This is a genomic window from Trueperella sp., assembly GCF_043424875.1.
In the GTDB taxonomy this organism is placed as follows: Bacteria; Actinomycetota; Actinomycetes; order Actinomycetales; family Actinomycetaceae; genus Trueperella.
This window is the reverse complement of sequence record NZ_JBHWPL010000036.1, coordinates 1-10,067: the sequence shown is the minus strand read 5'-3', so window position 1 is coordinate 10,067 and position 10,067 is coordinate 1. Positions and strand designations below refer to the sequence as shown.

The 10,067-nt window shown below is 62.2% G+C and carries 9 protein-coding genes; 2 read left to right on the top strand and 7 right to left on the bottom strand.

From position 1 onward, the window contains the following. Positions 1-333 (bottom strand): catalase (locus ACHFFR_RS03195; protein ID WP_394262832.1); only part of this gene is annotated, 333 nt, incomplete at its 3' end. A gap of 420 nt (positions 334-753) precedes the next feature. On the opposite strand from ACHFFR_RS03195, the gene gluQRS reads away from it, so the two are divergent. Continuing rightward, complete coding sequence (gluQRS, locus tag ACHFFR_RS03190) at positions 754-1,674, top strand: tRNA glutamyl-Q(34) synthetase GluQRS (RefSeq protein WP_394262831.1); 921 nt, start codon at positions 754-756, stop codon at positions 1,672-1,674. 104 nt (positions 1,675-1,778) lie between these two features. On the opposite strand, the gene ACHFFR_RS03185 is transcribed toward gluQRS, so the two are convergent. The 6 genes from ACHFFR_RS03185 to ACHFFR_RS03160 all read right to left on the bottom strand — a co-directional run bounded on the left by ACHFFR_RS03185 (position 1,779) and on the right by ACHFFR_RS03160 (position 6,310). Continuing rightward, positions 1,779-3,302, bottom strand: coding sequence for a hypothetical protein (locus ACHFFR_RS03185; protein ID WP_394262830.1), 1,524 nt, complete (start codon positions 3,300-3,302; stop codon positions 1,779-1,781). A gap of 165 nt (positions 3,303-3,467) precedes the next feature. After that, complete coding sequence (locus tag ACHFFR_RS03180) at positions 3,468-3,695, bottom strand: hypothetical protein (protein ID WP_394262829.1); 228 nt, start codon at positions 3,693-3,695, stop codon at positions 3,468-3,470. A 73-nt stretch (positions 3,696-3,768) separates the two neighbouring features. Then, positions 3,769-4,008 (bottom strand): hypothetical protein, encoded by a 240-nt coding sequence (locus ACHFFR_RS03175; RefSeq protein WP_394262828.1) that lies wholly within the window; start codon positions 4,006-4,008, stop codon positions 3,769-3,771. Between the two features lie 225 nt (positions 4,009-4,233). Next, on the bottom strand, positions 4,234-4,491 hold the full coding sequence (locus ACHFFR_RS03170) for an Rv0909 family putative TA system antitoxin (RefSeq protein WP_394262827.1): 258 nt from the start codon (positions 4,489-4,491) through the stop codon (positions 4,234-4,236). A gap of 274 nt (positions 4,492-4,765) precedes the next feature. Beyond that, on the bottom strand, positions 4,766-5,788 hold the full coding sequence (locus ACHFFR_RS03165; RefSeq protein WP_394262826.1) for an Fpg/Nei family DNA glycosylase: 1,023 nt from the start codon (positions 5,786-5,788) through the stop codon (positions 4,766-4,768). 21 nt (positions 5,789-5,809) lie between these two features. Further along, positions 5,810-6,310, bottom strand: a complete 501-nt coding sequence (locus ACHFFR_RS03160; RefSeq protein ID WP_394262825.1) for an endonuclease domain-containing protein — start codon at positions 6,308-6,310, stop codon at positions 5,810-5,812. A gap of 1,007 nt (positions 6,311-7,317) precedes the next feature. On the opposite strand from ACHFFR_RS03160, the gene clpB reads away from it, so the two are divergent. Continuing rightward, the gene (gene clpB, locus ACHFFR_RS03155; protein WP_394262824.1) at positions 7,318-9,996 is read left to right on the top strand and encodes an ATP-dependent chaperone ClpB; all 2,679 of its coding nucleotides are present in this window, start codon (positions 7,318-7,320) and stop codon (positions 9,994-9,996) included. Positions 9,997-10,067: the final 71 nt, after the last annotated feature.

Genomic DNA, 10,067 nt, shown 5'->3' with positions numbered 1-10,067 from the left:
CGAGCCCATCTCACCGGCAACGGTGGAGAAGCGGGTCAGCGTGCGGGTCTTCTTGCCCGGCTGGAGGAAGTCGGCCTTCGTCCACTGCGAGACGTCACCCGTGACTTCGAATTCACCGAACGCTCCGGCGCCCTTGGCGTGCGGGCGACGCTCCGGGACGGACTCGCGGTTGAAGTGGGCGAGGCGGTCAATGAGGTGGACATCGTGCAGGAGCAGCGGGCCGTCCGTGCCGATGGAAAGCGAGTGGCGGTCTGAAATGGCTGGCGCGCCGTTGTACATCGTGGCGCCGGTGGGCTGGATGGATGCAGGGGGCATATCGGCGTGTTCTGCCATGATTTTCTCCTTCATTGGTGATGGCCGTTCTCACGGTCTTAGATATTTATATTTCAACTATATCGTAGTTTTTGGAACCATTCCATTATTTGCACTGGTTGCGCGCTAGCCGCTGTGGTGGTTGGCGGCGGGTTCGGTGGTTTTCATAGGGGTGCTAGTCGGTGGTGGTTGGCGGCGTTGCGGCAGTCTCGTGAAGTTTCGGTCGGTCCCACGAGGTTTCGGTCGGTCCCACGAGGTTTCAGTCGGCCCCACGAGGTTTAGGTGGGTCGCGGGCGGATGCACGGGGTCATGCCAAGTGGGTGGTCACTGCTCGGGTGGTTGGTCACTGCTCTTCGGGGTCTCTTCCATGGTCGGGAACTGTGAGTGGCAGGGAACCGACTTTCGCGCAGTGTGAAAGACGCAGTGTGAAAGAATCGCGGAATGAGTGGCAGATACGCACCGTCGCCAACCGGCGACCTTCACATTGGAAACCTCCGGACGGCCTTACTGGCGTGGGCGTTTGCTCGGCGCGAGGGGCTCGGATTCCACATGCGGATGGAAGACCTTGACGAGCGATCTAGGGCTGAGTTCTACTCGCGTCAGCTCGATGACATGAGTGCGCTGGGGATCGACTGGGACGGAGACGTGCTCTATCAATCCAGCAGACTCGACCGGTATACGGAGGTCTTCGAGAGCCTGCGTGAGCGCGACTTGCTCTTCGAGTGCTACTGCACCCGGCGCGAACTGGCCGATGTGGCGTCGGCTCCGCACCGGCCACCGGGGTCCTATCCGGGCACGTGCCGGAACCTTAGCGAAGCGGAGCGCGAGGCTGGTCGAGCCAAACTGGAGGGGATGAACCGCGGTCCTGCCTACCGGTTGAAGACGGACGTGCTCGAGCTGACCGTCCAAGATCGGATCGCGGGGGAGTACACGGGCGCCGTCGATGATTTCGTGATTCGTCGCGGGGACGGCGCGTTCGCCTATAACTTTGTGGCCGTCGTCGACGATGGGGATTACGCCATCACTCAAATTGTGCGAGCCGACGATCTGCTCTCATCCGCGCCGCGCCAGGTGTACCTGCAGCGGCTGCTTGGATTCGAGACGCCCGAGTACATACACGTGCCGCTCGTGGTGAACCTCGAGGGTGCGAGGCTTGCCAAGCGCGACGGTGCCGTCACCATCGCGGATCTGGCCGAGTTTGGGTGGGGCGCGGAGGACGTGCGCGCGCTGCTCCTGGAATCGCTGGGTCTACCAGCGGATGCACAGCCCGCCGACATCTCGCCGGAAGCCATACCGCGCGAACCGTGGCCCTTGGACGTGAGCGCACTCGAACAAGGACCGTCACCAGCGCGACAAGATTAGTGAGTGCGACAAGATTAGTGGCGCGACAAGTTTAGTGGCGCGACAAGTTTAGTGAGAATGCGGCCCGGAAAGGCGATTTTTCGATCGTTTCGGCACTCTGGTCACTAAACTTGCTGGGACTTTTCGGAAGGCTCGGAATTCTCACCTTCGACGGCAGTCTCGTCCGCCTCGTTATCGCCCTCGAAGTCTGCCGATCCAGCCTCGTTGTCGCCCTCGAAGTCTGCCGATCCAGCCTCCTCATCGGCCTCGTCAAAGAGATCCGTGCCCGGCTCAAATGGCTGTGGGTCACCGTTTCCGAGCGATGTCGGGTGGCGGAAGTCGAACTCATCATTCTCGAATTCGCCGTCACTGTACCCGTAATGCGCGGTCAGGACCGGGTCCAGGTCAGCATCGGGGTCGGCTTCAATCTCCGCCACGACCTCGTCGCGAAGAGACCCAACCACCTCGCGATTATTGAGCGTCGATGACTTGATCTCCTCGGTCAGCTCTTCGTGGTGCTCCGGGGTGTACGGAACTTCCTTTTGCCAACGGCGTCGGAATAGCTGGCGAATGCGCTCGCGGCGGCTTGCTTCCTCGGAAATCTTCTCGCGCGAAGAGAACCAGCCGATGATGATGAGCGCGGTGAGGGCGATGCCCACGTAGCCGATGATCGGGAACAGGTTGCCCACCAGGGACTCGAACCCGACGAACGACAGTGCGAAACCGATCAAAACCGTGCCGAACAGGGCGGGCTTGAAATAGGACTTGCGTACGCCCGCCGCGCGCTTCGAGAGCGCGTAGTACATGCCAACCGCGGTGTTATAGATCATCCCGTAAATGACTATCGCGGCTAATAGCCCGAGCGTGGGGTGCATGGAGTCGACGAGTGCGAGCGTGGGCATGGGGGAGTCGGCGACGGAGGGGAGCTTGAGGAAGAGCGCCATTGTGGCGATGACAAGCAGCGTGCCGAACATCAGGCCACCCACGAGTCCGCCGACGCCCGCCTCCTTCGGATTGAACATGTCGCCGCCCATGACGATCATCATCGAGGCGCCGGTGGCGAATGCGAGCGCGATGTAGTTGACGGTGGACAGCGAGAGGCTCGAAAGCGCGGGCTCTAGTGTGTTGGAGTAGAGCTGCATTTCGTCTACGGTGCCATCGGGGTTGAGGAAGGTGTAGATGGCGCCGGAGAGGATCATGAGAATCATGAACGGGGTCAGGCCGCCGATGATTTTGGTGACCTTGTCGACGTCGAGGAGGCCAGTGACTATGACGAGCACGACCATGAGCGCGGACCCAACCCACACCGGCAGGCCGAATTGCTGGTTGAGGTTCGAGCCGGCGCCGGCGATCATGACGAACCCGATGGAAAATAGGGTGAAGACGATGAAGACGTCGAGGGCGCGGGCGATCACGGGGTGTGCGATCTGGTTGAACACGGTGGAGTGGTCTTTTGCGCCTGAGTACGAGCCTAGCTGTAGGGCCGCCACGCCGATTATGGCCATGAAGCCGGCGGTGATGGCGACGGCGATAATGCCCGTGCTGCCGTGTGCGACGAAGTACTGAAGCACCTCCTGCCCTGATGAGAATCCGGCGCCGACGACGACCCCGAGGTAAGCAAGTGCGATCACGATGACGCGCTTCAGCATGACAATCCATTCCCTGCGGCACTCTGCCGCATCAGTGGTCAACCGTAGCGAGCCGACCGCGATGTGCGTGGGAATTGTCCGAAAACTTTGACGCACCTCACGCTGGAAACCGACATAGCGGAAGGGCGGTCCGGTTGGGCCGCCCTTCGAATTCGAGTCGTGGATTTAGCGCTTGAACGGGTCCTGAGCGCCCGAGTCCGGGTTGGTCGGACCTCCAACACGGCGCTGAGCCGGCGGGACGTCGAGAGCTTCTTCCTTCGTAACTTCCCCGTCAATATCGACGTTTGAATCGTTAAGCAGATCCTCGAACGTCTCCTCGGGGGTCTCGTTGTGCTGGTCAATCATGTCGTCTGGACGCATGTCGTCTGGGTTGAGTTCGGTCATCTGAGTCACTCCTTCACGTCGAGAGGTTCTACGGCATGCTTCGTTCTGTGGGCAGCGAGCCACTATCGCGACTGCCCTGCGATCACGGCTGGCGGGCGGGGTATCCCTTCGTGCCGAGTTCCTGATCAATGACGTCACGCGCGGTGGTCATACGCTCCGCCGTGTGACGGTTCGAGACGCCTTCCAGCTCGACGATCGTCTCGTCGTCCGCCTCCACTTCCTTGTCAGCGGATTCGGCCCGATCGGGCGAAATGGCCTGCTCGCGCAGGTCCTGTTCCTTATCGGCGTCGTAAGTCTCGCTCGAATCATATGTTTCGCTCATGAGGTTCCTTCCCTTAGTTCCATTGGTCGCGATGCGATCTGGTGCCAGCGTAACGGCGGTCACTGATTGCGGAGGGGGAAACAGCTGAAAACTCGCTGAGAGACGAAGCGAAACAGCGCCGAGATTCCGAGGTTCGCGCAGGTGTGCGATTGTTAGCGCAAAAGCGTGGGGTGCGGCTGCATACTGCAACCGCACCCCACGGGCTAAAGATTCAGAAAGAGGGACTTACTTCTGATCAAAGTCGCCCTGAATCGGGCTATCCGGATCCGGACCCTTCGTCGTCGGGCCGTCGGACCGCTTCTCGTCGCCGACCTGCTCGTCGATCTTGTCGCGAACATTGCGGACCTTTTCAGCCTTGTCGGGGCCAAGCTTGTCGTTGGCCACCTGCTCTGCCTTATCAAGGACCTTGTCGGTAACTTGCTCGACCTTGTCGTTGTTCAGTGCGCTCTTTGCTGCGCTCTTAGCCTTATCAAAAAATGACATGTAAGACCCCTTTCTCTCGACAACCGGCACTTCTAGCCTGCCCTCGCGGATGCGCTGGCCCCGCGGTCGGGTGGCCGTGCCGTTCTCCTGAATTTTACAGTGATTCAGGCCGCATCGGTAGTTGGTTCGCGCTGTTCGGAGGCGGCCGGTGTGCGGGTCGTTGTGGGCGGGTCGTTGTGGGCGGGGGTGGTCGGCATGCTGCGTGGGCGGTCGTGCTGTGTGCGGGTGGTCGTGCCGTGTGTGCGGGGGTCGTGCCGTGTGTGCGGGTGTGGCGTTAGCGCTGGCAGCCCGGGCACCAAAAGAGTCGGCGCCCCTGCATCAGTTTCTCGCGGATCGTGGAACCGCAACGCAGGCAGGGTCGGCCGGTGCGATGGTAAACCGCCCAGCGGGAGGCCTCGAGATCACCCTCGATTGGTTTGGCGGGAGCAAGATCGGGCTGGATCGTTTGGATTGTGCCGGTTTCGAGGCCGTCGGTCATGATGTCTACGAGGTCGTCCCACATGAGACCAATGCGCTGACGGGAGACTTTGGCGCCGGGACGATCGGGATGGATTCCCACGCGAAAGAGCGTCTCGGCGCGGTAGATATTGCCCGGCCCTGCCGCGACGGACTGATCCATGACGAGCCCGCCGATCGGGGCGCGCCTGCGCCTGACGAGGTCAATGAAGAGTGCGCGATCGCCGGGGGCGTTTCGCAAGGGGTCGGGGCCGAGTCGCGCGAGAACGGCCGCGACCTCCGCTCCGGTTTTGACCTCGCACTGGTTGGGACCGGACAGATCAGCCACGCCGTTCTCGGTGAGAATGCGCAGGCGAACCGCGCCGCGTGGCGCGGGCGGGCGCCAAGCTGAAGCGCTCGGGCCCGCTTCAACGATGCCACCGAGGTCGGTGCGCGTGCCGAACTGAACGTCGTCGGCGGGATCGGTCACCGCGGAACGAACCTCATCGCCCTCGCCAATGATGATGTGGGGGACCCCGAGGAGTTTGGACTTGAGGAAAGAGTCGTCGCCGTTGAAGACCCAGCGGCCATAGAGGCCGAGGTGGACGTGGATCCAGCGAATCTCGAGATGATCGGCCACGTTGGATCGGGAGATGTCAGCGGTGGGGTCGGGATTGTCGGCATCCGCGAATGGGATGAAAAGATGCTTTCCCCACGCCTGGACGGGCAGAATCCGGCTCCCGTCGAGGAGTTCGGCGCCGGCCGCGAACCGACCCTGCGGGGACGATGCGCGCACGACCTCACCGGAAAAGAGTTCGGTGAGAACGAGGGCAAGGCGATGAATGGAGTGTCCTTCTGGCATGGCTCCAGATTACCCGCCCGGTCAAATTGGGGTGGGCGGGCGCAGGTGCTGGCGCGTGCGAATGACGCGTTGAAGGAGGTGTTTCGTGTTGTCCCAGTCGTGCCAGATTTGGTCATAGCTCAGGCGAATTACCGTGTAGCCGAGCAGGCGGGTGTGGGCATCGCGGACGCGGTCGCGATGATAGTCCGCCGGGCGGGAGTGGTAGGCGAGACTGTCGCATTCCGCGATGAGGGAACTGCCAACCAACAGGTCGACGAAGCCGACGGACGGAATCTGAACTTGAGAGCGCACCGGGACGCGACGCGAATGGAAGAAGTTCCGCACTCTCGTCTCAGAGCCCGATTGGGAGGTGGCGATGGCCCGGTGAAGAATCCTCTTTGCCTTGAGCGGCGCATTCGCGGTGAGCTGTGGGAGGTCGTCAAGGGTGACGAGCTGCTGATTCATCGCCGATTCGAGGATGATGAGTGCAGTCTCTGGGTCGGCGCACGAGCATACCTGCGCGAGAGCGGAGTAGACATCCACAATTGGCGCCGCCGGAATCTGGCCTGTTCGGTGAAAGATGAGGCTCGAACCAGCCGGTAGGGGGCTCGACCGCCTAATCGCCACATGGAGCTCTGATTGCTTCGGAACCCATAGGCCGTACATCTCGCACGCGCTCAGGCAGGTGACTCTTGCGTTGTGGCGTGCGGCCGTTCGCGCATTGGCATGGGCGTGTGGCAGGGCGTATCTGCCGTGGGCGATCCGGGTGAACTGCCTGGTCTGGATTCCCGCGCGGATTTGTCTGTCGGTCACGAAACCCATTCGAGCCAGCTCCTTGCGGCTAACAATTCCTGCCGCCACAGCCAGCTCTTCGTGCGTTGCCCGGGGGTCGATTCCTACGTGCGTGCGGAAGGAGTCCGCTATCGCGAAATCCTCCGGACGCATCGGGGCAGGCGAATGCGCTCTGTGAAAGAACGATTCGTGAAATGGGCTCATGTGACTATTCTTTTGGAACCGAAGATCGCGCGACGTCAGCCAACTTGAAATTGTGGACAATCGCCGCGTCTCGGGAGCTGTGGATAAAAGTTCTGTTCGCGAGCAGGGTTCGCGCCCTGTCGATTGTCCGGTGTGTGGCGATCGCTCCTAGTTTGGCGTGTAGCGGCACGATCCCGTTCGTTGGCCGGTGCACTGCGATCTCGACCTGACGGTTGGTCGGGTATGTAGCTGCCCCGTCCGGGTTTCTGGTTTGCCGCGTTGTCATTCCGCGCAATTCGGTGGTGTCTCGGTCTGAGGCGTCGATTTGCGGGGTGCTGTGGGCCCGATGTCGGCATATAGCGAAGATCGGGCTGTCAGCGCCCCGAGAATCTCCGCCAGCCCGGGTGACCGAGAAGTCCCAACACGGAGCCCCATCCATTCAAGCCCCGGCATTCGCCTGTAGCGCACACCACTCCACGCCATGAGGTTGAGTGGAATAGACTCAACTTAGTTGACGTTGTCTTCAGTGGATAGATTTTACGGCTCTCACGAGCCAGAACTTTTCGGAGGTATAGATGGATAAGCTGACGACCAAGTCGCAGGAGGCCATTGCTGACGCCCTTTCCGCCGCCACCCAGGCAGGAAACCCGCAGCTTGAGCCCACCCATATTCTGAGCTCCCTCCTCAACCAGAAGGATGGAGTCGCAAACGCGCTTCTTGAAGCGGTCGGCGCCGATCAAGGCGTAATCGCTCAGCGAGTGAGCGCGCAACTGGCAACCCTGCCCGCAGTGCAGGGCAATTCCGCGGGCAACCCGCAGGCATCGCGCCCCACGAACCTCGTCCTGTCGGACGCAGGCAAGGAGGCAACGGCCCTCGGAGATTCCTACATCTCAACCGAGCACCTGCTACTCGCGCTCTCGAGCTCGCAGCATTCGGCGGGCGAGATCCTGCGCGCCACGGGTGCAGGCCATGACCAGCTCATGGCAGCCCTGCCAAACGTGCGGGGCAATCGCAAGGTCGACAACCCGGATCCGGAGGGCACGTTCCAAGCCCTCGACAAGTACGGCACCGACCTCACCGACATGGCTCGCGAAGGCAAGCTCGACCCGGTGATCGGCCGCGATTCCGAGATCCGCCGGGTCGTCCAGGTCCTGTCGCGCCGCACGAAGAACAACCCCGTTCTTATCGGCGAGCCCGGCGTGGGTAAGACCGCCGTGGTCGAGGGGCTGGCCCAGCGCATCGTCGACGGCGATGTGCCCGCCTCCCTTCAGGGCAAGCGCCTGATCTCGCTTGATATCGCCGGCATGCTCGCAGGTGCGAAGTACCGCGGCGAGTTTGAGGAACGCTTCAAGGCCGTGCTCCAAGAGATCAAGGAGTCGGAGGGCGAAGTGGTGACCTTTATCGACGAGCTCCACACGGTCGTCGGTGCGGGCGCCGGAGGAGATTCCTCGCTGGACGCCGGCAACATGCTCAAGCCGATGCTGGCCCGCGGCGAGCTGCGCCTCGTGGGCGCAACCACGCTCGACGAGTACCGCGAGAACATCGAGAAGGATCCCGCTCTTGAGCGCCGCTTCCAGCAGGTGTTCGTGGGCGAGCCCTCGGTGGAGGACACCGTGGCGATCCTGCGCGGCATCGCGCCGAAGTACGAGGCTCACCACAAGGTGACGATCTCGGACGGCGCGCTCGTGGCAGCTGCCACCCTGTCGGACCGTTACATCTCGGGCCGCCAGCTCCCGGACAAGGCGATTGACCTTGTGGACGAGGCGGCATCCCGCCTGCGCATGGAGCTGGATTCCTCGCCCGAGGAGATCGACGTCCTGCAGCGTCAGGTGGATCGCCTGAAGATGGAAAAGGCGTACCTTGAGGATCCCGACGAGCTCGACGACGCGGCAGCTGACAGGCTCGAACGCCTTGAGGCTGAACTCGCAGACAAGTCCGAGGAACTCGCCGCGCTGAATGCGCGTTGGGAGTCGGAGAAGGCCGGCCGCAACAAGGTCGGCGATCTGCGCGTCCGCCTCGACGAGCTGCGCACGGAACTCGAGAAGGCCATCCGTGAGGGTCGCTACGAGGATGCGGGACGTATCCAAAACGGCGATATCCCTGACATTCAGGCTCAGATCGACGCCGGCGAAGCCGAAGAGGACGCCAGCGATACCAACGCCACTCCCATGATCGCCGAGAAGGTGGACGCGGATGGCATTGCCGAGGTTGTGGCTTCCTGGACGGGTATCCCGGTCGGCCGCCTCATGCAGGGCGAAACCGAGAAGCTCCTCACGATGGAAGACCACATCGGCGAGCGCCTGATTGGCCAGCGCGAGGCCGTGGCTTCGGTGTCGGACGCCGTGCGCCGCTCGCGCGCCGGAGTCGCTGACCCGAACCGCCCAACCGGCTCGTTCATGTTCCTCGGCCCGACGGGCGTTGGAAAGACGGAGCTCGCAAAGTCCCTCGCGGACTTCCTCTTCGACGACGAGCGTGCCATGGTCCGCATCGACATGTCGGAGTACGCGGAAAAGCACTCGGTGGCTCGCCTCATCGGCGCGCCTCCGGGCTACGTCGGATACGAGGAAGGCGGCCAGCTCACGGAGGCGGTGCGCCGCCGCCCGTACGGCGTGATCCTGCTCGACGAAGTTGAGAAGGCGCACCCGGAAGTCTTCGACATTTTGCTCCAAGTCCTCGACGACGGCCGCCTGACCGACGGCCAAGGCCGCACGGTGGACTTCCGCAACACCATCTTGATCCTGACGTCGAACATTGGCTCGCAGGTTTTGATGGACGAGGGCTTGTCGCAGGAGAGCAAGCACGACGCCGTTCTGACCGCGGTTCGCGCACATTTCAAGCCGGAGTTCTTGAACAGGCTGGACGACATTATCGTGTTCGATCCGCTCGATGTTGAAGAGATTGGCAAGATTGTGGATCTGCAGATCGACCAGCTGATGGCTCGTCTGGAGTCGCGCCGTATCACGCTTGACGTGACGGACTCGGCGAAGGGCGTGTTGACTGTCGAGGGTTATGATCCGGCGTACGGTGCTCGGCCTTTGCGCAGGTTGATCCAGCGCGAGATCGGCGACCAGCTGGCTCGGATGCTCCTGAGCGGCGAGGTCAAGGATGGCGATACGGTGCGAGTGGATTCGCCCGAGCTTGATACGTCATTCCTTGACTCGGAGCTTGAGAGCGGTCGGGAAACTGGCCGAGATGGCGAGGGTTCGCGCGAGCCGGTGCGCCAGCACAAGCTCGTGCTCACCAAGGTGAACTGACCGCGCCACGCAAACCCGGTGCGCAAGCTAAGTCACCAATAGCCAACTCAAACGGGGGTGGGGGGGGGGGG